The sequence below is a fragment of the Mesorhizobium sp. CNPSo 4671 genome (assembly GCF_057784245.1).
The window spans coordinates 117377-139456 of the sequence record NZ_JBWLUW010000012.1; the positions used below are offsets into that span (position 1 = coordinate 117377).

Below are 22080 nucleotides of genomic sequence, written 5' to 3' on the forward strand. Positions count from 1 at the left end.
CACCGGTGCGACAATCCCAGGGCTGACAGCATGACCCCCGAAAACGACGCGGCGGCGCGGTATTTCTCGGCAATCACGGCCGCGCTCAGCGGCCTTGAAGTGTTCATGCGCGACGACCGCTCGCCGCTTTACCGGCACGGCATCGTCGCCAAGATCGTTGCCGAATACATCGCCCGGCTCGACAAGTCCTTCTCCTGCTGGCGCAACCGGCTGGGCTTCATGGACACGTTTCGCATTTCGCGGGCCGAAAGCGGTTTCCCGGTGTTCCAGAACCTGCTCGAACTGGAAAACGACCGCCGCCAGGCCGATGCGCGGCTCGCCAACATCCCGCTGGCCGGCGAGCTGCGCGAGGAGATGGCCGACTTCATCCTGCGCCACAAGGAATTCCCCGAGGCGCTGCAGAAGTCGATGGCCGAGCGGCTCTATCTCGAGGACGTCAAGAGCGAGCAGACTTTTGGGTCGTTCACGCTGGCGCAGACCGCCAAGGTCTCGGTCAATCCGAAGACGGCATTGCCCTACTATCTCGTCCATTGGGCAACCTTCGACGGCAGCGCCAACCTGCCTTTGGTCTACATGGTGACGGTGGAGGATTCCTCCGAAAATATGGTCAGCCAGCTCGTCGACCGGAACGGCAAGCTCAACGACAAGGTCGACATTCCATTGCCGGTCGACGGCCTGCTCAATCCCGAGCTTGCCCATCGTTTCGACGATTTCACCGAGAAGAACTCCGCCTACACGCTCTCGCCGGCGACCATTGCGGTCAATCTCGACAAGGATTTCGAGCCGCTGCACCCCAAGCAATTGCGCCGCGTCGTGCTTGGCCCCTTTTATTCGGCAGGGATTACCGACAACAATTCGACGGTGACGGAAGTGCTGGACAAGGTGCGCAAGCCCGAAAACGCCTGGCTGCTGACCTGGACCATCCAGGAGGTCTACTCCAAGGGCGAGAAACCCGGCCGCAAGGGGCTGTTTTCGAGCGAGAAGACGACGCAGGAATTCTTCATCAACACCGATGATCTGGAAGCCGCGCGCCAGGGCGTGTCGAGCTACGAGAACCACGCGCTGATCCCGCACGAGGCGTATCAGGCGCTCTATGCCGCCGGCGAAGCACAGAAGATCTTTGGCGGCTACAAGGTCCACATCCTGTCCAACGGACAGGTCATCTCAGACGTCTGACCGTAACACCACGGAGCATCCTTCATGGACACCGGCCTGACCACCATCCCGGAAGCGTCGATCGAGAAGCACCGCGCCACCGCGCAGAGCTTCATCACGCGCATCGTCGTGCTGGAGGACCCGTCGCGGGAATCCGGCACGGCACTCGCCGGCACCAACCGCCGCTTCGTCTCCACGGTCTCGGTCGGCTCGGTGCGCCGCACCCGCGAGGTCGAGTTGACGAAGACCGTCGGCGCCGTCCATCCCGACGACCAGTTGCTGACCATCCCGCAGCACACGCTTCTGTTCCGCGCCCGGCGCGGCACGGCGATTGCGCTCGCTATATCGGATGTCTTCGCCGAAGGCTCGGACCTCGAAAGCCTGCAGGCGAAAAACGCCCGCGCCCCGCTCGAGGGCGACGAGGCGTCCGCCTTCAAAAAACTCCTGTCGGCTTCGGCCTACATCTCGGCTTTCAGCCTTGCCTCCTATCTGTTCCAGTTGATCGACAGTGACGGCGAGGCGCCCAACGACACGCCAGAGCCGGACTTTCTGTTCGACACGCCGCAGGACGCGGTGAAGTCGATCCTCGCCGGCCTCGACAAGGCGATAGCGGGGTCGAAGGATGATGCCGACCTGGTGATCAGGGCGCGCGCCTTCGCCCGCGTTGCCATCGACGGGCTGCTGGCCAGAAAAGGGCGTTTCGACGGCATCGGTCCGTTCGAGAACGCTCATATCCGCATCGATGCCGACAATTTCACCCTCGACGGTTTCGACGTCGCGCCGGGCAAGCGCTCCAAGCCGCTGGTGATGACCTTCAAGAAGCCGGAAGAGGTCGTCGGCAACCACATCGCCAAATACCAGTCGGTCAAGCTCGCCAAGATGCTGATGGCCTATGATTTCGAGCGCGAGCTGAACCCGTTCGTCGAACTCGGCGGCTTCCTGTTCACCTTCATCGGCGACGGCGCGCCCGGCACCGGCAAGACGACGCTGATCCAGATGATTGCCGGCCTGGTCAACGGCTATTGCCAGGTCGCCGGCTATCCCTTCGCCTATGAGAATTTCGGCGTCGACCAGATCTCGTCCTATCAGGGCAAATCCGGCCAGAACTGCCGCCAGTTCATCAACAATGTCTTGAACCCGCGCGTCATCGGCTTCGGCACAATCGACGACATCGACCAGGTGGCGGCGCGCCGCTCCGACGACCGCGCCTCGGCCGGCCAGCAGGAAATCACCGGCGTCCTGATGGATGCCTTTGCCGGCGCCTCAACCGTGGTGCGCGGCAATTGCTCCTTCGGCATGTTTTCCAACTATCCCGAAAATGTCGACGACGCGCTGCGCCAGCGCGCCGGCGCCCGCTGGCTGGTCGACGGCCCGCAGACCCGCGACGACTATATCGACATCTTCGTGCTGCTGGCCGGCAAGAACCATGAGATCCCTCTGGGCAAGCACGAGCTCTACGCCGCGCAGGAAATCCAGCGCGCCGTCGAGGAAGCCTACGAGGAGCACGAAAAGCCGCAGGAAGACGGCCTGATGAAGGTGTATGAGCGCTACATGAAGGAGAATGGCGCGCCCAAGACCATGGCCGACATCGGCACCTACCTGCACCTGATCAAGGATGCCGAGCCGCGCTTCACCGGCCGCGCCATCAAGAACGTCACCGACGCCATCAAGATGCGCGCCATGGACATCGAGCTTCCCGACGACTGGTTCGAGAAGCCGGAAGCCTTCATGCACAAGACCTATGACGACAAGAAAGCGATGATCGAGGAACTGCGCGGCCCGTTCTCGATGGATATGGTCATGCAGGAGATCAACCGCTACGCCGACTCGGAGTTCCGCTATTCCGACAAGTCCGACGACGCCGCGGTGGAGAAGCTTTTGCGCGACGCGCGGCTGCGTGAGCGGGCGGCGCGCGAGATGGAGGAGATGAAGAAGAAGGGCAATTGGAATGCGTGAGGTGAGCCCGCCTTCCCTTCTCCCCTTGTGGGAGAAGGTGTCGCCGAAGGCGACGGATGAGGGGTGTTCCAGGGAACGCCAGCGTCTCACTCCGCTGGAACACCCCTCATCCGTCTCGGCGCTGTCGCGCCGATCCACCTTCTCCCACAAGGGGAGAAGGAAGGCGCGCGCCCCTCATCCGCCCTTCGGGCACCTTCTCCCCGTGAACGGGGAGAAGGAAAGGTGAGCAAAAAACCCGATCTTCTGCGCGACAACGAACTCATCTACGGCCGGTTGCTCACCGTCGACGAGCCGCATCTCATCCAGCGTTACAACAAGGCGCTGGCCGCGTTCGGCCTGCCTCCGAGCAAGCTGAAAAGCTTCCAGATCGACCGCACCGGTTTCTCGCCAGAGATCGCTGATGAATGCGGCGACCCCGACTATCTCGATCCCAACGAAGTCAATCGCCGCTTCATCATCCTGACGCCATCGCAGATCGACCTGCCGGTGGTGCACACCGCCTTCTCCAACACCTCGCAGCTGATGTTCGAGTTCATGTCCAAGAACCAGCGCGCCATCGACGCGCTGACCATCAAGGACGTCATCTACGGCGAGATCGAGGATTCCGTTCCCAAGGTCAACGACATCGAGGACTTGCTGTCGATCAACCAGGTCGAGTTCAAGGTGCTGTCGGCCGAGGACGTGCTGGGCAAGGCCGCCGAACTCGGCAAGCTCGTCGACCGTCTGAAGCAGGAACCCGATGCCTGGCGTGACAATGCCATGCTGACCCGCATGGTGGAGCTGGCGAAGATCTGCGGCGATATCAGAGAGAACGCGCTGGTGCCGGACCAGGTGATCTTCCGCCACAATGCCTACTGGACCAGCCATTTCGGCGGTCTCTACGTGTTCGTCGACCCCGGCATGACGACGGTGATCAGCGATCCAGCCGCCCCGGGCTTTCGCCGTTCGCGGCCGTGGCAGGTCAGCTATCTCTCGATCAACGACGCCGACAAGGTGTTCAAGTTCCTGGCCAGCACCGGCCGCATCGAGCTGCCGCGAGCTTCCTGGATAGAGGCATCAGGCTATCTCGAGCATCGCGCCGAGATGGTCGTGCGGGCGCTGATCCGCGACGCCGAACCGAACCGCAATCTGACCGATGTCGACAAGGTCTGGCTGCAGACCTGGATCCAGAGCCATGCCGACCTGATCACCAAGGACGGCAACTTCCCTTTCCTCAACGCCGCCAAGCGCGAGATCGCCCAGCTTGGCCATCTCAAGATCGACGATGTCTTCCCGCAGCAGCGTTTCCTGGTGATCCGCGCCAAGCCCGACCACCCCGACGCCTGGCTGACCAACCGGCTGATCTCGGATTTCGTGCCGAGCGATTTCGTCTCGCGCTACATCTTCAACAAGCAGGGCTTCTACAAGGACTATGACGGCTTCAGCGACGCCTGGAGATCGCATGTTGTGGACGTTCTGAAAACCACATATTTGAAGGACAAGGTGGCGTTTCGCACACGCCTCTACGGCCTGACTGACTAGAACGAAATGAACCGTCATTTCGTTCTAACTTATTGTTTGGCGCATGATTTTATCCAAAAAGTCTGCAACTTTTTGGCATCATGCTTTGAGGGGATGACACAGCCATGCTCGATCCGATCGTGAACTTCTTCACCCGGATTTTCCAATGGATCGGCCGTGGCATCGGCCTTCTGATCGGCGTCATCCTGTGGCCGTTCCTGTGGGCGGGCCGCTGGTACACGCAGCGCGGCTGGATCCTCAAGGCCGTGGTCGGCCTCGCCCTGCTGGTGCTGATCGGCCTCTATGCCAACTTCTTCTACGCCACCCAGTGGTGGAACAATTTCAATCCGAACTATCCGGACACCTACACGTTCGAGAAGCGCAATGTTTCCGCCGGCGAGCAGGTGGCCGCCGGAACGGGCACCGACACCGCGAAAACCTGCGGCAACTCCGGCATTGCCCAGATCGCCGCCGACCTGACCGACTTCAACGTCAACCAGAACGCCTGGATCTCGTCGATGATCCTCTATAAGCTCGGCCTGTTCGGAATCGACTGGGACAACACGCCGTGGATGGACAACAAGGCCTCTTTCCAGCGCGGCATCAACCAGGCGGTGCGACGCACCGCAACCGAGCTCGCCGACAATCTCGGCCGCGTGCGCACGACCTCGCAGATCGATGCCGATCTGCAGGATGCCCGCGGAAATCTGCAGTTCGACGAATACACCTGGTATTTCGGCGTCAGTCCGTTCGGCCCGAAGACACCGACGCCGAGCTATTATCGCGACGCGGTGCGCAAACTGCGCTCGTTCAATGCCCGCCTTGCCACTTGCCAGGCCACTTTCGATGCCCGCGCTGACAATCTGAAGCAGTATATCGACCGCATCGCATCGGACATCGGCTCGACTTCCGCCATCCTCAAGGAGCGCGCGGAAAACCACAACAATGGCTGGTTCGACACCCGCGCCGACGACCGCTACTGGTTCGCCTACGGCCAGCTCTATGCTTACTACGGCCTGATGAAGGGTGCCCAGGCCGACTTCGAGGACGTCATCAAGGAAAAGCACCTGCAGAGCTTGTGGGACACGATGGACGCGCAATTCGTTTCGGCGCTGCGTATCCAGCCCTTCATCATCGCCAACGGCCGCGAGGATGGCTGGCTGCTGCCGACGCATCTGACGACGATGGGCTTCTACATCCTGCGCGTGCGCTCCAACATGGTCGAAATCAGCAACGTGCTGACGCAGTAGGGCTGCTTACCCGGCAATGCATGTCGCCCAAAAGTGGTCCCGGTTTTGGGAGAACGACATGCATAAGAACAAAAGGCTAAAGCGCGATGCGCTTTAGCCGGCCGATGGCGAATTTGCGGCGTCGCCTCTGTCGCATTCCGTGCATTGTGCGGCTGTTTTGAGACGGCGGAAGCGCCCCTGCTCTGGCTTCTATACGGCGCGGCAAGCGGAGCCAGAAAGAACCGAGGACAGGTCGGCCGGCCGCAGAAGAATTTTCTCTATAGGAAACATAGTTGCATGGAAGTTGACGCCACGGCAGCGACAGGGTTAGAACATGCCCGCGCGCCCGGTTCCAACCTGCTTGCGAGTGAGATCAACCCCGTCCCCTCCACCGTCCAATCCAGAGGAAAGCCGTCATGGCCGAAGTGAAGTCCGACATCGAGATCGCGCGCGCCGCCAAGAAAAAGCAGATCCAGGAGATCGGCCAGAAGATTGGCATCCCGACCGAGCACCTGCTGCCCTATGGCCACGACAAGGCCAAGATCTCAGCCGAATTCATCAAATCGGTGAAGGGCAACAAGGACGGCAGGCTGATCCTGGTCACCGCCATCAACCCGACCCCGGCCGGCGAAGGCAAGACCACCACCACCGTCGGCCTTGGCGATGGCCTCAACCGCATCGGCAAGAAGGCGATCGTCTGCATCCGCGAGGCTTCGCTCGGCCCGAACTTCGGCGTCAAGGGCGGTGCCGCCGGCGGCGGCTATGCACAGGTCGTGCCGATGGAGGACATGAACCTCCACTTCACCGGCGACTTCCACGCCATCACCACCGCGCACAATCTGCTTTCGGCGCTGATCGACAACCACATCTACTGGGGCAATGAGCTCGGCATCGACACCCGCCGCGTGGTGTGGCGCCGCGTCATGGACATGAACGACCGTGCGCTGCGCGAAATCATCTGCTCGCTCGGCGGCGTCGCCAACGGTTTTCCACGCGAGGCCGGTTTCGACATCACCGTCGCCTCGGAAGTGATGGCGATCCTGTGCCTGTCGACCGACCTCAAGGACCTGGAAAAGCGCCTCGGCGACATCATCGTCGCCTACCGCCGCGACAAGTCGCCGGTCTACGCCCGCGACCTCAAGGCCGACGGCGCCATGGCTGTCCTGCTCAAGGATGCCATGCAGCCCAACCTGGTGCAGACGCTGGAGAACAACCCGGCCTTCGTCCATGGCGGCCCGTTCGCCAACATCGCCCATGGCTGTAACTCGGTCGTCGCCACCACCACGGCGCTGAAGCTCGCCGACTATGTCGTCACCGAAGCCGGCTTCGGCGCCGACCTCGGTGCTGAAAAGTTCTTCGACATCAAGTGCCGCAAGGCGGGCCTCAAGCCAGCGGCGGCCGTCATCGTCGCCACCGTGCGCGCCATGAAGATGAATGGCGGCGTCAAGAAGGAAGACCTCGGCAAGGAAAACATCGAGGCGGTGAAGAAGGGTTGCGCCAATCTCGGCCGCCACATCGAAAACATCCGCCAGTTCGGCGTACCGGCGGTGGTTGCCATCAACCACTTCTATTCCGACACCGACGCCGAAATCCAGGCGATGAAGGACTATGTCGCCTCGATGGGCGAAGAGGCGATCCTGTGCAAGCACTGGGCCAAGGGCTCGGCCGGCATCGAGGAGCTCGCCAACAAGGTGGTGGCACTGGCCGAATCCGGCGCCTCGCAATTCGCGCCGCTCTACCCCGACGCCATGCCGCTGTTCGAGAAGATCAACACCATCGTCCAGCGTATCTATCGCGGCTCGGAAGCGATCGCCGACAAGTCGGTGCGCGACCAGTTGCACGCCTGGGAGCAGGCCGGCTACGGCCATCTGCCGGTCTGCATGGCCAAGACCCAGTACTCCTTCTCGACCGACCCGAACCTGCGCGGCGCGCCGACCGGCCACACCGTGCCGGTGCGCGAGGTCAGGCTTTCGGCCGGTGCCGGCTTCGTCGTCATCATCTGCGGCGAGGTCATGACCATGCCCGGCCTGCCCAAGGCACCGTCCTCGGAAAAGATCTTCCTCAACGAGGCCGGCCAGATCGAAGGTTTGTTCTGAGATCTGAGGCTGCCCGACGCCTCAGGGGCTGACGGCCGGCGCGACTGCCTTGTCGCGCTCGGCCTTCGGCTTCCACTCCGGCGCCCATTCATGAAGCTGCGCCATCGTCTCGTCGCTGATGCCAATTGCGCCGGGGCAAGTGCCGGCATCGAGGCCCTCGAGAACGAGAAGCGCGAGAAAATTCTCAGCCTCTTTCGTCTCTAAGTCGTTGTTGGCAACAATACCGTTGGCAACGTAAGGTACCGCCTCATCCTTGCAAGCCAATCTCCCAAGGAATTGCATACGATATTTGACCTCACTGCCAATATCCCTTTGTCTCCAAAATATTTCTGAGTATTCCTTGTCCATAGTCCCTGGAGGGTCTTCTTTGCTCGGATCCAACCTCGCAATTCGAAACTTAATTTTATTGACTTCAGATTCTTCTATAACGCCCTTTAGGATAATTCTTAAAAATGCTTTATAGGCGATTGTATCAAATACTCTCCTAGTAATTGAAAGATCAACATAGAATCCAGCTGATCGGTCGGCGTCAAAATATTCTGGCGAAAAAGTCATGCCATCAGTAGTTATGAAATTCGGTCTTGATGGCGACCTGGAACCATCGGCATAGAACCCTCGAACTCGCCAGAAAAAAGCTCCGTTAAACGCCGCTCCATCCAGCTTGGCCCCGTCAAGTAAAGCTCCCTGCAACTGCGAACTGTAAAACCAAGCACCTTGGAGTTTGGCACTACGCAGGGAGGCGGCTTGCATTTCAGCGAATGGAAACGACGATCCGTCAAGCCAAGCATAGCGAAGAGAAGCCCCTTGAAGGTGAGAGCCGCCAAACTCGGCCCCTTGGGCTTCTACTCCGTCGAGTGAAGCGCCTTGTAGATTTGCACGGCGCAAATCGGCGCCACGTAGTGTCGCGCAGCCACTCAAAGACAATTGATCTTTGCATTCAAATCGGGCGCCTTGCAGTTGAGCATCGGTCAGGTCAACCTTGTCCAATGTGGCGTTCGCAAAATTCGCCATCCTAAGATCGGCGCGACTCAAGTCTGCCGCGACAAGCTCCGCACCTGTGAAGTCCACCTTACGCAAATCTGACCCGCTGAGCACCGCGCCCTCAAGGTGCCTCCCGCGGAAAGAGCGTGTGGATCCGAGTTCGGCCAAATCCTTTCCTGATTCGGGTATGAAATCCTGGTTCGGGACAACAATGGAGTTGGAGAACAAGCTCTCGCGATGCCCGGTCACTCCGTTGACCGGGCCCTCAAAGAGGAATTGCGACAAGGTCAATGGCACTCTGCCGTGGGTCTTTCCGCCGCAACGAATCCCTTCGGCTTTGAAAGCATCGAAGTGACTTGCAACATTGCAAACAATTCCTACCAGAGCGGCATCCGTTGTCTGCACCACGATGCCATGGTGCTGGTCTTCTCCCGGAAAGGTCGCGAACAGATTGGCGAGTGTCATCAGCAGCGCGGAAACGAGCACGCCGGATACCCATATCGGCCAGCGCAACGTCCAGTGATGCGCGCCCACCACGCCGCGCCAGAAATACCAGATCAGTACAATGTCTGCCGCCAGCGAGAACCGATGCAGGGCCGTGACCGGCTGACTGTGATAGGGCAGGAACTGCACCAGCATCTCGCAGATCAGCACCACCGGCCCGATGACCATCGTGCCGATCACAGCCACCAGCAGTGCAAAGCCGACAATGCCGCCCCGGTTGATACGCGGCGCCGCCAGCATCTGCACCACGACGAAATTGGGCAACTGCATCCTGAGGCTGTCGGTGACGGCTTCGCAGTCTTTTCTATCCGCGAGCGATGTCGCGACCAGACTCTCCCAAGCGCGCACATTGTCGCCGAGCAGCTTCAGATTGAGTAACAAGTAGGAATGGAAGACCAGCAGCAGGATTGGCGCGATCCAGAAGAAGGCGATCAGCGGCAGATCGACATTGAGCAGCGGCAGCTTGACCGGATTTTCAAGAAAGAGGTCGCGATGCGTGACTGAGCCAGCAGCTATCGCCAGATAGGCGCCGAATGAGATGAAGCTGAACCAGAGGCCACGTGCCAGACCTGTTGCGTCATCCAACGCGCGTTTCGCCGCCGCAGCGTCTTTTGCCTGGAGTGCCAGCGTAGCAGCTGCACCCGGCTCGCCTGCCTTCGGCGGATCGATCCGCCGGACGCTCCTAAGCATCGCGCCCGCCCTCACCCGCAGAGAAGCTTACGGGACAATGGGCCTCGTGACAATGAACTTTTACAAGTACAGAAAATGTGCTCGAATATTGCCAAAACATATAGTCTTCAGCATGAAGCCTCGCTATCAAGCAGTAGACATGTTTCGGCCTATATTTATTGCACTCCACTATGCCGAAATCGCCTTCGCCGGATTGCCCAGCATCGCGGTATTCGCCGCCATATCCCGTGTCACCACCGCCTCTGCCCAGGCGGTGGCGCCTATCATGTGACCGCCCTACGCCGCGTTGCGCGCCAGCGCCCGCTGGTTGGAGGTGTAGATCGTGTCGCGCTCCGGCAAGGCGCCGGTCTTCAGGCACTCTGCCCATTCGGTGGTCTTGAGCACCGCGGCGAAGCGCGACTGCAGGATAACAGTCACCACGCGGTGGATCTCCTCGGCCGAGGCATAGCCGGCGCTGTTGGCATAGGGCACCGAGCCAGCCGCATCCGACAGGAACTCGACGGCAAAGCCCATATGCACGGCGTGGATGATGGTCGACAGGTCGCAATTATGCGTCATGTAGCCGACCACCGTGAGCGTATCGATGGCGTTGGCGCGCAGCCACGCCTCGAGGTCGGTGCCGGTGAAGGCTGAGGGCAGCATCTTCTCGACATAATGGTCGCGGCCACGCCTGGCGATTTCCGGATGCAATTCGCCGCCATGGCTGCCCCGGGCGAAGATCAGCGAGGTCTCAGGCGCCATCTGCTTGACGACAACCACCTTGATGCCGGCGGCGGCAGCCGCATCCATGGCGCGTGCCACATTGACGACGCTGTCGCGGAACGGCGGATGCTGGATGGCGAGGTTGCCGCCATCATAGTCGTTCTGAACATCGACGACGATCAGCGCCCGGTGCGGCGTGGTGTTGGTAGACATGGTGTTTTCCTTTCCGGCTTGAATGCGATGGATCGAAAATAGGCCGGTCGGCGGTTGATCAAAAGTGGCCCGATTGACATCATTCGAAAGAATTGGGACAATTCGTTTTTCCCTACTGGAAGCAGCCCATGACCGCCCCGATCATTGCCGTGCTTGCCTTCGACGGCATCAGCCCGTTCCACCTCGCCGTGCCTTGCCTGGTGTTTGGCGCCGACCGCACCAGGCTCGGCCTGCCGCGCTTCGACTTCCGTGTCTGCGGAGTGGAGCAAGGCATGATCCAGACGGATGCCGGGCTGAGCATCCTTGTCCCGCACGATCTGTCCGTGCTCGACGATGCCGACATCGTCATCATCCCGAGCTGGAAGGATCTCGAAGCCCCTCTGGCCAGGTCGCTCTACGAGGCGCTCGGCCACGCGCACCGGCGCGGGGCGCTGATCGTCGGCCTGTGCCTTGGCACGTTTGCCATTGCCGCCGCCGGCCTGCTTTCAGGCCGGAAGGCAACCACGCACTGGGCCTACACGGACCAACTGCGCGCCCTGCACCCCGACATTTCAGTCGATGCCGATGTGCTCTATGTCGACGATGGCGACATCGTCACCTCGGCCGGCGTCGCCGCCGGGCTGGACTGCTGCCTGCATATCGTGCGCGCCCGCTACGGCGCCGATGCCGCACTGCGGCTCGCCCGGCATGTCGTGCTGTCGCCGCACCGGCAGGGCGGGCAGGCGCAATTCATCGAACGTCCCGTGGCAAAAAGCGCTGATGCCGACCGCTTTACCCAGGCGCTCGACGCCGTGCGTGCCACCCTCGGCGAGACACACAGCCTCGACAGCGTCGCCGAAGCCACCGGCCTGACCCGACGCACCTTCACCCGCCGCTTCCAGAAATCGATCGGCACCAGTTTTGGCGACTGGCTGACCAGCCAGCGCATCGAACTGGCGCAGCGGCTGCTGGAAGCGACGGAGAAATCGATGGACATCGTCGCCTTCGAAGCCGGCTTCGGCAGCGCCACCTCGCTGCGCCAGCATTTCGCCGCAAGGCTGAGGACATCGCCGGCGCAATACAGGCGCGAGTTTTCCAGGCGGGCCGATCAGGGCCTGGCGCACGCCTGATCGCTTGCGGCGGGAGCTCAACCGCGCTTGACCGCCCGTGCCGGATTGCCGACCACCGTCGTGTTCGCAGACACATCGCGCGTCACCACCGCGCCGGCGCCGACGATGGCGCCCTCGCCGATGCTGACGCCGCCAAGGATGATGGCGCTGCCGCCGATCCAGGCATGGGCACCGATGTCGACTGGCCTGGCGATCTCCAGTCCCGCTTGCCGGCCGGCAGCCTCCTTGTGGTGCTCGGCGCAGTAGATCTGCACATTGGGGCCAAGCAGCGTTCCCTTGCCGATGCGCACGCTTGCCGTGTCGAGGATGGTGCAGCCGGCATTGAGAAAGGCGCCGTCGCCGAGAACGATGTTGAAGCCATAGGCGCAGTGGAACGGCGCCTCGATGCGGGCACCCTCGCCCACGCCGCCGAGCAATGCCTTAAGGCCCGGTCCGAGATTTCCGCGCTGCCTTGGCGGCAGCGAATTGTGCTCGAAGACCGCGTCGCGCGCCGTCACGCGCAGCGTTTCCAGCACGTCATCGAGGCAAGTGTACCATTCGCCGGCCGCCATTTTCGCGCGCTCGCTTCCAGCCATGACGGGGTCTCCAATTGACGTCGTTGCAAAGCATAGTTGCGTCCAGCAGAAAAGCGCCAATCCAAGTACTGGTCAAATATCGGACCTATGGTAGCCTGCCATCTGAAGGCCGTTCTGGCCGGGTGATCGAGGGGATCAACATGCTCTATCTTCTTGCACTTCTGATCGGCGTCATTGCCGGTCTGCGCGCCATGACCGCGCCGGCGGCGGTCGCCTGGGGCGCATATCTCGGCTGGCTGCCGGTTGCCGGCACCTGGGCGAGCTTCATGAGCCATTGGGCCGCTGTCGGCATCTTCACCATCCTCGCCATCGTCGAGCTGGTCACCGACCAGTTGCCGTCGACGCCGAGCCGTAAAGTGCCGCAGCAGTTCGGCGCCCGCATCATCATGGGCGCCTTCACCGGCGCGGTGATCGGTGCGACAGGTGGTTCCACCATAGGCGGCCTGATCTCCGGCGCCATCGGCGCGGTCATCGGCACGTATGGCGGGGCCGAAGCGCGCGGCCGGCTGGCGGCCGCTTTCGGCAAGGATCCGCCCGCCGCCTTCATCGAGGACGCGGTGGCGATCATCGGCGGCCTGCTGATCGTGGCGGCGGTGGCATGACGGCAAAAACCTTCGACGCCATCATCATTGGCGCCGGCCAGGCCGGCACACCGCTCGCTGGCAGGCTGAACGCAGCCGGCATGAGCGTGGCGCTGATCGAACGCAAGCTGGTCGGCGGCACCTGCGTCAACACCGGTTGCATCCCGACCAAGACGATGGTGGCGAGCGCCTATGCCGCGCATCTGGCGCGGCGCGCCGCCGATTATGGCGTGACGCTCAGTGGCCCTGTCGGCGTCGACTATAAGGCGATCAAGGCGCGCAAGGACAAGGTTTCGGGCGCCTCCCGCACCGGGCTGGAAAGCTGGATCGCCGGCATGGACAAATGCACGCTCTATCGTGGCCATGCGCGCTTCGAATCCGCCAACACGGTGCGCGTCGGCGATGACCTTCTGACCGCCGGCAAGATCTTCCTCAACACTGGCGGCCGCGCCTCTGTGCCCGACCTTCCCGGCATCCACGACATCGACTACCTGACCAACTCCTCGATGATGGATCTCGACGTCTTGCCGCGCCATCTTATCGTCGTCGGCGGCAGCTACATCTCGCTCGAATTCGCGCAGATGTTCCGCCGATTCGGCAGCGAAGTCACCGTCATCGAGAAGAGCCCGCGCCTGACCGGACGCGAGGACGAGGACGTCTCGGCCACCATCCTGTCCATCCTCGAAAATGAAGGCATCGCGGTCCATGTCGGCGCTGATGACATCGGCTTCGCCAAACAGGGCAGCGATATCGCCGTGACCTTCTCGGCCGGCAAGCCACCGGCGGTCGGCTCACATGTGCTGCTGGCGCTCGGCCGAACACTCAACACCGACGATCTCGGCCTCGACAGAGCCGGCGTCGCCGTCGACAAGCGTGGTGCCGTTATCGTGGACGACCAGCTGCGTACCAGCGTCCCAGGCATCTGGGCGATGGGCGACTGCAATGGCAAGGGCGCCTTCACCCACACCTCCTACAATGACTACGAGATCGTCGCCGCCAATCTGCTCGACAACGACCCGCGCAAGGTCAGTGACCGCATCGAGGCCTATGCGCTCTACATCGACCCGCCGCTCGGCCGCTGCGGTATGACCGAGGCGGCGGTGAAGAAATCCGGACGCCGCGCGCTGGTCGGCCAGCGGCCGATGACCCGTGTCGGCCGCGCCGTCGAAAAGGGCGAGACGCAAGGCTTCATGAAGATACTCGTCGATGCCGACACGCGCGAGATTCTCGGTTGCTCGGTGCTCGGCCCCGGTGGCGACGAAGCGGTGCACTGCGTGCTCGATTTGATGTATGCCAAGGCACCCGTCGACACTCTGGCGCGCGCGATGCACATCCACCCCACTGTCTCGGAACTGCTGCCCACCATTGCCCAGGAGCTGAGGCCGCTGGTCTGAGACATTTCGAGCTCTGGACTTTCTGCATTGGTGCATTGCAGCAATGTGCATTGCGCATGGCTTGGCTCGTCGTTCAATCTTCAAATTGAACCGATTCAGTCTGGACGCCCCATGCCTTTGCCGATCCTTGCGCTTGCCATTGCGTCCTTCTGCATCGGCACCACCGAATTCGTCATCATGGGCCTGCTGCCGGAGGTCGCCGCCGACCTTCGCGTGTCGATCCCTTCGGCCGGCCTGCTGGTCACCGGCTATGCGCTGGGCGTCGTCTTCGGCGCGCCGATCGTCGCCATGGCCACCGCGCATCTGCCGCGCAAGCCAGTGCTGGTCGGGCTGACAGCGTCATTCGTCGTCGGCAATCTGCTCTGTGCCATCGCGCCTGATTATTGGACGCTGATGGCCGCGCGTGTCTTCACCGCTTTTGGCCATGGCGCCTTCTTCGGCATCGGCTCGGTCGTTGCCGCCAGCCTGGTGCCGCGCAACAAGCGCGCCAGCGCCATGGCGCTGATGTTTGCCGGCCTGACGCTTTCCAACATTCTAGGCGTTCCCGCCGGCACGGCACTTGGCGAAGCTTTCGGCTGGCGCTCCACATTCTTCGCCGTGGTCGGCATCGGCCTGATCTCGGTCGCTGCCATCGCCTGGCTGGTGCCGTCAGACGTCGCTGAACCGAGCGGCGGCGGCCTGCGTGGCGAGCTGCGCGTGCTGGGCAAGCTGCAGGTCTGGCTGGCGATGCTGATCGCCTCGCTGGCCTCGGCCAGCCTGTTTGCCGTTTTCACCTACATCAAGCCCTATCTGACCGATGTGTCCGGCCTGTCCACATCAGCGGTCACCTGGGTGCTGCTGCTGTTCGGCGCCGGCATGACCATCGGCAACATCATCGGCGGCCGGCTGGCCGACTGGAAGCTGATGCCGACGGTGATCGGCACGCTGCTGTTGATGGCGGTGCTGTTTGTCGGCTTCATGCAGTTCGGCGCAATTGCCAGTGTCGCCATCGGCATCGTCTTCCTCTGGGGCCTGCTCATCTTCGTCGTCGTGCCGCCGCTGCAGATCCGCGTCGTCGAGGCAGCGTCGGAAGGGCCGAACCTTGCCGCCACGCTGAATCAGGGCGCCTTCAATGTCGGCAATGCCAGCGGTGCCTGGATCGGCGGCGTGGCCCTCTCGGCCGGCGTTTCCTACGCGGATCTGCCGCTGGTAGGCGCGGTGCTCGCCTTGCTCGCGGTCACCGTCGCGGTGCTGTCGCAAGCCTTGGACCGGCGCGCGCCGGTCCCGCTTCAGGCTGCTGCGGAGTAGCTGCGTGTCGCCCAAAAGCATGCCCACGGGCTTGACCCGAGGGTGCGCAGCGGTTTTGGGACAACGACATGCAGCACGGAAAAAAGGCTGCTCTTGCGCCCATAGCGCGGCCGGCTGGACCAATCGACATCGATAGCCCCAAATGGGCATGTCTCGTGGCTGTTTAGGGAGGACGTCATGCAGAAATCGATCGAACGCATCGCCGGTGACAGCGAGGGCGTTTCCTACGAATTCCCGGTGTTCCGCTTCACAGGCAGCGATAAGGCGGCGCCTTCGGCCTATCTGCAGGCCGCCCTCCATGCCGGCGAACTGCCGGGCGTCGTCGCCATCGACGCGCTGATGCCGGCGCTGAGCAAGGCCGAGGCCGAAGGCCGCATCAACGGCAACATCACCATCGTGCCCTGGGCCAACCCGATCGGCCGCGCGCAATACCATTTCGGCGAGCACCAGGGCCGCTTTCACCTGGGCACCCGCACCAATTTCAACCGCGCCTTTCCGCTGCTTGCCGCGCCCGACGCCAAGCTTTTGCCCGACACCGGCTTTGGCGGCGCCGACCAGCGGCTGAAGTCGCGTCTGGTGCAACTGTCGCTCGGCCACGACATCGTGCTCGACCTGCACTGCGACGACGAAGGCCTTGCCTATCTCTACGTCCACACCAGCCTGTGGCCGGCCATGGCCGATTGCGCCGCCGCCATGGGCGTCGATGCGGTCGTGCTGTGGAGCGAGGACACTGACGGCACCTTCGAGGGTGCCTCTATCATGCCCTATCAGAGCGTTCCCGCCGACGTGGCGAAGTTCGACCGCCGTGTCGCCACCACGGTCGAATATCGCGGCATCCTCGATGTCGATGGCGCGCTGGCCACCGCCGACGCCGAAGGCCTCTACCGCCTGCTGGTGGCGCGCGGCGTGGTCACCGATAGCGCGCTCCCCGCACCCGGTCCATTCAAGGGCGTCGTCGCCCCCTTGGAAAACATCGACATGATGCCGGCGCCCCGGGCCGGCGCTGTCCTCTATGACGTGAAGCCCGGCGACCGCGTCGCCAGGGGCGATCGTCTCGCCACCATCGTCCATGCGCCAGGCGAGACCGATGGCCGCGCCGAAGTGTTCGCACCCCAGGACGGCATCATCCTGACCCGCCGCTCGCGCCGCATCATCCGCGCCGGCGAGGATCTTTTGAAACTGGTCGGCGACAGGAAGAGCGCTGATGCCAGGTCAGGCACGCTGGAGGACTGACCTAACCCGAGATCGCCAGCCGCGCCTTGGCCTCAAGCCATTCGGCCATCTGCCGGTACGGCACCGGGCCGTGGCTGATGCGGGCGACGCCGAGTTCGGCCAGCCGCTGGCGCGGCGGCACATGCGCCAGCGCGATGATGTTGACCGGCAGCGCCGTGGCCTTGCAGAGCGTCTCGATCAGACCCTCGTCACCAAGACCCGGCGCGAAAAAGCCGTTCGCTCCGGCCTTTTCATAGGCACGCGCCCGCTCGATGGCCTGGTCGAGCAACTCGTCGTCATGCGCATCCGGCTTCGCCTTGAGGAAAATGTCAGTGCGGGCGTTGATAAACGCCGGGATGCCGGAAGCCTTCACGGCAGCGGCGGCGGCTTCGATACGTGTCACCTGGACGTCAATGTCGTGCAGGCCGCTGCCGCCGACAATCTGGTCTTCGAAATTGAAACCGATGGCACCGGCACGCAACGCCAACGTCACCGTGCGGGCAACGAATTCCGGATCGACCCCGTAGCCGCCCTCGAGGTCCATGGTCACCGGCAGGTCGACCGCTGCCACGATGCCCTTGATGTTGTCGAGTGCCAGCTCCAGCGGAATCTTCTCGCCATCGGCGTAGCCAAAGGCGGCCGCGACCGGCCAGCTTCCCGTCGCGATCGCCTTGGCGCCGGCTTTCTCGATGATCTTGGCCGAGCCCGGGTCCCAGGCATTGTAGAGGACGATCGGGTTACCCTTGACGTGAAGGGAATGGAACGTCCGCGCGCGCTCGGCCTGTTCGGTCATTGGTGTTTTCCCGTCTTGGTTTTGTTGGAAGCCCAGCCTAGCCGGGGCCGCCGGCTCTGGCGATGTGCCATGAGCCTGAGAAGCGGCGGCCACCGAACAGACTTTTCAAACCAGTTGCGCATCCGGTTTTTCGCCGCTATGGATTTCGCCCATGAACATGCGTTCGACCAAGACCATTTGGTGGTGGGCCTGCTGACAGCGGCCTGTTCGAACGCGCGTGCGTGAAAAGAGAGGGTGGCCGCAACGGAAAGTCCGGGCGGCCATTTGTTTTTTCCAAGCCAGTCCGGGTCCGTTGCCCAACAAGCCAAATGGAGACGGCAATGACGATGAAGGTTCTGGAAAACGGCGCTGAAAGCTTCGTGACGGCGGGTGGCATCACCATCACCCGCGAGCGCCACGACCGGCCCTATGCAGGCGCGATCGACGCTTACGTCGACGGCTTGAATTCGCGCCGCGGCGCGGTGTTTTCCTCCAATTACGAATATCCCGGCCGCTACACGCGCTGGGACACCGCCATCATCGATCCGCCGCTGGTCATCTCGGCGCGTGGCCGCGCCATGCGCATCGAGGCGCTGAATGGTCGTGGCGAGGCGCTGCTGCCGGTCATCGGCAAGACGCTGGGTGGCCTTGCCGACATCACCATCGCCGAGACGACGAAGACGCTGATCCGCCTCGACGTCGCCAAGCCCGGCCGGGTCTTCACCGAGGAGGAACGCAGCCGCGTGCCTTCGGTCTTCACCGTGCTGCGCGCCATCACGGCCCTGTTCAAGACCGAGGAAGACGCCAATCTCGGCCTCTATGGCGCGTTCGGTTACGACCTCGCCTTCCAGTTCGACCCGGTCGACTACAAGCTCGAGCGCAAGCCGAGCCAGCGCGACCTCGTGCTGTTCCTGCCCGACGAGATCCTGGTCGTCGACCATTATTCGGCCAAGGCGTGGACCGACCGCTACGACTATTCAGGCGAGGGTTTTTCGACCGAAGGCCTGTCGCGCGACGAAATCGCCGAGCCGTTCAAGACCGCCGACCGCATCCCGCCGCGCGGTGACCATGAGCCGGGCGAATACGCCAATCTGGTGCGCAAGGCGATGGATAGCTTCAAGCGCGGCGACCTGTTCGAGGTCGTGCCCGGCCAGATGTTCTACGAGCGCTGCGAGACGCAGCCGTCTGAAATTTCGCGCAAGCTGAAGTCGATCAACCCCTCGCCCTATTCGTTCTTCATCAATCTCGGCGAAGGCGAATACCTGATCGGTGCCTCGCCGGAAATGTTCGTGCGCGTCAATGGCCGCCGCGTCGAGACGTGCCCGATCTCCGGCACCATCAAGCGCGGCGACGACGCCATCTCCGACAGCGAGCAGATCCTGAAACTGCTCAACTCGAAGAAGGACGAGTCCGAGTTGACCATGTGCTCGGACGTCGACCGCAACGACAAGTCGCGAGTGTGTGAACCGGGCTCGGTGCGTGTCATCGGCCGCCGCCAGATCGAGATGTATTCGCGCCTGATCCACACGGTGGATCACATCGAGGGCCGCCTGCGCGAAGGCATGGATGCCTTCGACGCCTTCCTGTCGCACGCCTGGGCGGTCACCGTCACCGGCGCGCCGAAACTGTGGGCCATGCGCTTCATCGAGCAGAACGAGAAGAGCCCGCGCGCCTGGTATGGCGGGGCGATCGGCATGGTCAATTTCAACGGCGACATGAACACCGGCCTCACCTTGCGCACCATCCGCATCAAGGATGGCATCGCCGAGGTGCGCGCCGGCGCCACATTGCTCTTCGACAGCATCCCTGAGGAAGAAGAAGCCGAAACCGAACTGAAGGCATCCGCCATGCTCTCCGCCATCCGCGACGCCAAGACGGGCAATTCCGCCAGCACCGAGCGCACCACCGCGCGCGTCGGCGACGGCGTCAACATCCTGCTCGTCGACCACGAGGACTCCTTCGTCCACACGCTGGCCAACTATTTCCGCCAGACCGGCGCCAATGTCTCGACAGTGCGCACGCCGGTGCCGGAGGAAGTGTTCGAGCGGCTCAAGCCCGATCTCGTCGTGCTGTCGCCCGGACCGGGCACCCCGAAGGATTTCGATTGCGCGGCGACCATAAAGAAGGCGCGCGCCCGCGACCTGCCGATCTTCGGCGTCTGCCTTGGCCTGCAGGCGCTGGCCGAGGCCTATGGCGGCGAGTTGCGCCAGCTGCACATTCCCATGCACGGCAAGCCCTCGCGCATCCGCGTCTCAAAGCCTGGCATCATCTTCTCCGGCCTGCCCAAGGAAGTCACTGTCGGCCGCTACCACTCGATCTTCGCCGATCCGGTGCGGCTGCCCGACGACTTCATCGTCACGGCCGAGACGGAGGACGGCATCATCATGGCCTTCGAGCACCGCAAGGAGCCTATCGCCGCCGTGCAGTTCCATCCGGAATCGATCATGACGCTCGGCCACAATGCCGGCATGCGCATCATCGAGAACATCGTCGCTCATTTGCCGCGCAAGGCCAAGGAAAAGGCAGCCTGACCGCGATGGCCGAAGCCGAGAGCACGATGGCGATCGCAGCCAAGGCGGCCGCGAAGCGCAAGGTTGCCAACCTTGCCTTCTGGTCGATCGTGATCGCCTTTGTCGTGTTCGGCCTGAAGCTCGTCGCTTGGTACGTCACCGGCTCGGTCGCGCTCTATTCCGATGCGTTGGAATCGATCGTCAACGTCATCGCTTCTGTCGCCGCGTTCTGGGCGATCCAGGTCAGCTACAAGCCGGCCGATCAGGATCACCCCTTTGGCCACCACAAGGCCGAGTATTTCTCGGCGGTGCTGGAAGGCGTGCTGATTGTGCTCGCCGCGCTGTTGATCCTCAACGAGGTCTGGCGCTCCTGGCAAGCGCCGGCGCCGCTGGAAAAGCCCTGGAACGGTCTTGCCGTCAACGGTATCGCCACCGTCATCAATGCCTTCTGGGCCTGGACGCTGATCCGCGCCGGCCGGGCCGAAAAGTCGCCGGCGCTGGTCGCCGACGGCAATCACATCTTGACCGACGTGGTGACCTCGATCGGCGTCTTCGGCGGCCTGGTCGGAGCGATCCTGACCGGCTGGCAGATCCTCGATCCGGCGCTCGCCGTCATCGTCGCGCTCAACATCCTGTGGCAGGGCTGGCATGTCATCGGCTCATCGATGAACGGCCTGATGGACCGCGCCGTCGACACGCAGGAGCATATGCACATCCGCGACGTCATCTCGGCCAATTGCAAAGGCGCGCTGGAGGTGCATGACCTCAAAACCCGCATCGCCGGCCGCGCCACCTTCATCGAGTTCCATCTGGTCGTCGACGCCGACATGTCGGTCGGCGCCAGCCACGTGATCTGCGACCGCATCGAGGACGCCCTGAAAGCCGAAATCCCCTCGGTGCGCGTCACCATCCATGTCGAGCCGGATGATGAGGCGAAACTGCCCAAAGGCACGACGGCGGTGCCGTTTGCTTGAGCGGTTCACCACGTCTCGATAGCGAGACCTTTGATCCGTTCGAATTCCCGGACGTTACGAGTCATCAGCACAAGGTTCCGAGCACGCGCCTGCCCGCCAATCAACGCATCATAGGGGCCAATCGGAGTCCCCAACGTCGCAAGCGTTGCCCGAATCTCTCCGGCATGTCTGGCGTCTTCCCGATCGAATTCGAGCACCGGGAACTGCAGAGCATTGACGCGCGCTGAATTCTCGGCTTTTCGCTGGCTCTTCGCAGCACCATAGTACAGTTCGTGCACAACGATCGCCGAGAGGGCAAAGTCCTGCGGCGTATGCTGTTTGAGGAGAGCCAACAGACCGTCATCACCCTTGATGACTGCGATAACGGCATTGGTGTCGAGCAGATAGATCACTTGAAGACGTCATCCAAGGCAGGGCGATCCTGCCCATCCTGACGTTCCAGCGCTGCCTCGGCGAAATCGTTGTCAATTGGTCCGATCACCTGGTCGAGCCATGCCCAATCCTGCGCAAGTGGTTCCAATATAACAGTTTGCCCATGGCGGCGGATCGAAACCTCGTCTGTTTCGAAACGAAACTCCTTAGGCAATCGCACGGCTTGCGACCGACCCGACCAGAACACTTTTGCTTTGTCCATCATGCC

At 62.5% G+C, this 22080-nt stretch carries 19 protein-coding genes; 13 read left to right on the forward strand and 6 right to left on the reverse strand.

Translation table 11 applies throughout. The annotated features are described in order from the left end of the window. Window positions 1–30 precede the first annotated feature (30 nt). The 5 genes from AC04SF_RS29040 to AC04SF_RS29060 all read left to right on the forward strand — a co-directional run bounded on the left by AC04SF_RS29040 (window position 31) and on the right by AC04SF_RS29060 (window position 7936). Complete coding sequence (locus tag AC04SF_RS29040; RefSeq protein ID WP_488480557.1) at window positions 31–1176, forward strand: hypothetical protein; 1146 nt, start codon at window positions 31–33, stop codon at window positions 1174–1176. A 24-nt stretch (window positions 1177–1200) separates the two neighbouring features. Next, a complete protein-coding gene (locus tag AC04SF_RS29045; protein WP_488480558.1) occupies window positions 1201–3111 on the forward strand; it encodes an AAA family ATPase in 1911 nt (636 codons plus the stop codon). A 222-nt stretch (window positions 3112–3333) separates the two neighbouring features. Continuing rightward, window positions 3334–4632, forward strand: a complete 1299-nt coding sequence (locus tag AC04SF_RS29050) for a DUF6638 family protein (protein ID WP_488480559.1) — start codon at window positions 3334–3336, stop codon at window positions 4630–4632. 104 nt (window positions 4633–4736) lie between these two features. Then, complete coding sequence (locus tag AC04SF_RS29055; protein ID WP_096449414.1) at window positions 4737–5861, forward strand: DUF2333 family protein; 1125 nt, start codon at window positions 4737–4739, stop codon at window positions 5859–5861. Between the two features lie 395 nt (window positions 5862–6256). Then, window positions 6257–7936 carry a formate--tetrahydrofolate ligase gene (locus tag AC04SF_RS29060; RefSeq protein WP_096449418.1) on the forward strand — a complete coding sequence of 560 codons (1680 nt, stop codon included), beginning with the start codon at window positions 6257–6259 and terminating at the stop codon, window positions 7934–7936. Window positions 7937–7957: 21 nt separating this feature from the next. Here the strand turns inward: AC04SF_RS29060 and AC04SF_RS29065 are convergent, their stop codons facing one another. Together AC04SF_RS29065 and AC04SF_RS29070 are read right to left on the reverse strand one after the other, a co-directional pair. Further along, window positions 7958–10111, reverse strand: coding sequence for a pentapeptide repeat-containing protein (locus AC04SF_RS29065; protein ID WP_488480560.1), 2154 nt, complete (start codon window positions 10109–10111; stop codon window positions 7958–7960). 276 nt (window positions 10112–10387) lie between these two features. Then, complete coding sequence (locus AC04SF_RS29070; RefSeq protein WP_488480561.1) at window positions 10388–11026, reverse strand: cysteine hydrolase family protein; 639 nt, start codon at window positions 11024–11026, stop codon at window positions 10388–10390. Window positions 11027–11154: 128 nt separating this feature from the next. On the opposite strand from AC04SF_RS29070, the gene AC04SF_RS29075 reads away from it, so the two are divergent. Beyond that, window positions 11155–12135: a GlxA family transcriptional regulator gene (locus tag AC04SF_RS29075; protein WP_488480562.1), complete on the forward strand. Its 981-nt coding sequence runs from the start codon at window positions 11155–11157 to the stop codon at window positions 12133–12135. Between the two features lie 17 nt (window positions 12136–12152). Here the strand turns inward: AC04SF_RS29075 and AC04SF_RS29080 are convergent, their stop codons facing one another. After that, a complete protein-coding gene (locus AC04SF_RS29080; RefSeq protein WP_488480563.1) occupies window positions 12153–12710 on the reverse strand; it encodes a sugar O-acetyltransferase in 558 nt (185 codons plus the stop codon). A gap of 140 nt (window positions 12711–12850) precedes the next feature. On the opposite strand from AC04SF_RS29080, the gene AC04SF_RS29085 reads away from it, so the two are divergent. The 4 genes from AC04SF_RS29085 to AC04SF_RS29100 all read left to right on the forward strand — a co-directional run bounded on the left by AC04SF_RS29085 (window position 12851) and on the right by AC04SF_RS29100 (window position 17205). Beyond that, complete coding sequence (locus AC04SF_RS29085) at window positions 12851–13312, forward strand: DUF4126 domain-containing protein (RefSeq protein WP_488480564.1); 462 nt, start codon at window positions 12851–12853, stop codon at window positions 13310–13312. Beyond that, entirely contained in the window at window positions 13309–14685 is a 1377-nt protein-coding gene (locus AC04SF_RS29090) for an FAD-containing oxidoreductase (protein ID WP_488480565.1), read from the forward strand. The genes AC04SF_RS29085 and AC04SF_RS29090 overlap by 4 nt, the downstream gene beginning before the upstream one ends. A 111-nt stretch (window positions 14686–14796) precedes the next feature. Continuing rightward, window positions 14797–15972, forward strand: coding sequence for an MFS transporter (locus AC04SF_RS29095; RefSeq protein ID WP_488480566.1), 1176 nt, complete (start codon window positions 14797–14799; stop codon window positions 15970–15972). A gap of 177 nt (window positions 15973–16149) precedes the next feature. After that, window positions 16150–17205: a peptidase M14 gene (locus AC04SF_RS29100; RefSeq protein WP_488480567.1), complete on the forward strand. Its 1056-nt coding sequence runs from the start codon at window positions 16150–16152 to the stop codon at window positions 17203–17205. A 1-nt stretch (window position 17206) separates the two neighbouring features. On the opposite strand, the gene AC04SF_RS29105 is transcribed toward AC04SF_RS29100, so the two are convergent. Beyond that, on the reverse strand, window positions 17207–17977 hold the full coding sequence (locus AC04SF_RS29105; RefSeq protein ID WP_488480568.1) for an isocitrate lyase/PEP mutase family protein: 771 nt from the start codon (window positions 17975–17977) through the stop codon (window positions 17207–17209). Window positions 17978–18046: 69 nt separating this feature from the next. On the opposite strand from AC04SF_RS29105, the gene AC04SF_RS29110 reads away from it, so the two are divergent. The 3 genes from AC04SF_RS29110 to AC04SF_RS29120 all read left to right on the forward strand — a co-directional run bounded on the left by AC04SF_RS29110 (window position 18047) and on the right by AC04SF_RS29120 (window position 21440). Next, window positions 18047–18202, forward strand: a complete 156-nt coding sequence (locus AC04SF_RS29110; RefSeq protein WP_488480569.1) for a hypothetical protein — start codon at window positions 18047–18049, stop codon at window positions 18200–18202. A 95-nt stretch (window positions 18203–18297) separates the two neighbouring features. Further along, window positions 18298–20487, forward strand: coding sequence for an anthranilate synthase (locus AC04SF_RS29115; protein ID WP_488480570.1), 2190 nt, complete (start codon window positions 18298–18300; stop codon window positions 20485–20487). Between the two features lie 5 nt (window positions 20488–20492). Beyond that, window positions 20493–21440, forward strand: a complete 948-nt coding sequence (locus AC04SF_RS29120; RefSeq protein ID WP_488480571.1) for a cation diffusion facilitator family transporter — start codon at window positions 20493–20495, stop codon at window positions 21438–21440. Window positions 21441–21445: 5 nt separating this feature from the next. Here the strand turns inward: AC04SF_RS29120 and AC04SF_RS29125 are convergent, their stop codons facing one another. Then, the gene (locus AC04SF_RS29125) at window positions 21446–21832 is read right to left on the reverse strand and encodes a PIN domain-containing protein (RefSeq protein ID WP_488480572.1); all 387 of its coding nucleotides are present in this window, start codon (window positions 21830–21832) and stop codon (window positions 21446–21448) included. Then, entirely contained in the window at window positions 21829–22074 is a 246-nt protein-coding gene (locus AC04SF_RS29130) for an antitoxin (protein WP_488480623.1), read from the reverse strand. Before AC04SF_RS29130 ends, AC04SF_RS29125 begins: the two co-directional genes overlap by 4 nt. Between the last annotated feature and the right edge of the window lie 6 nt (window positions 22075–22080).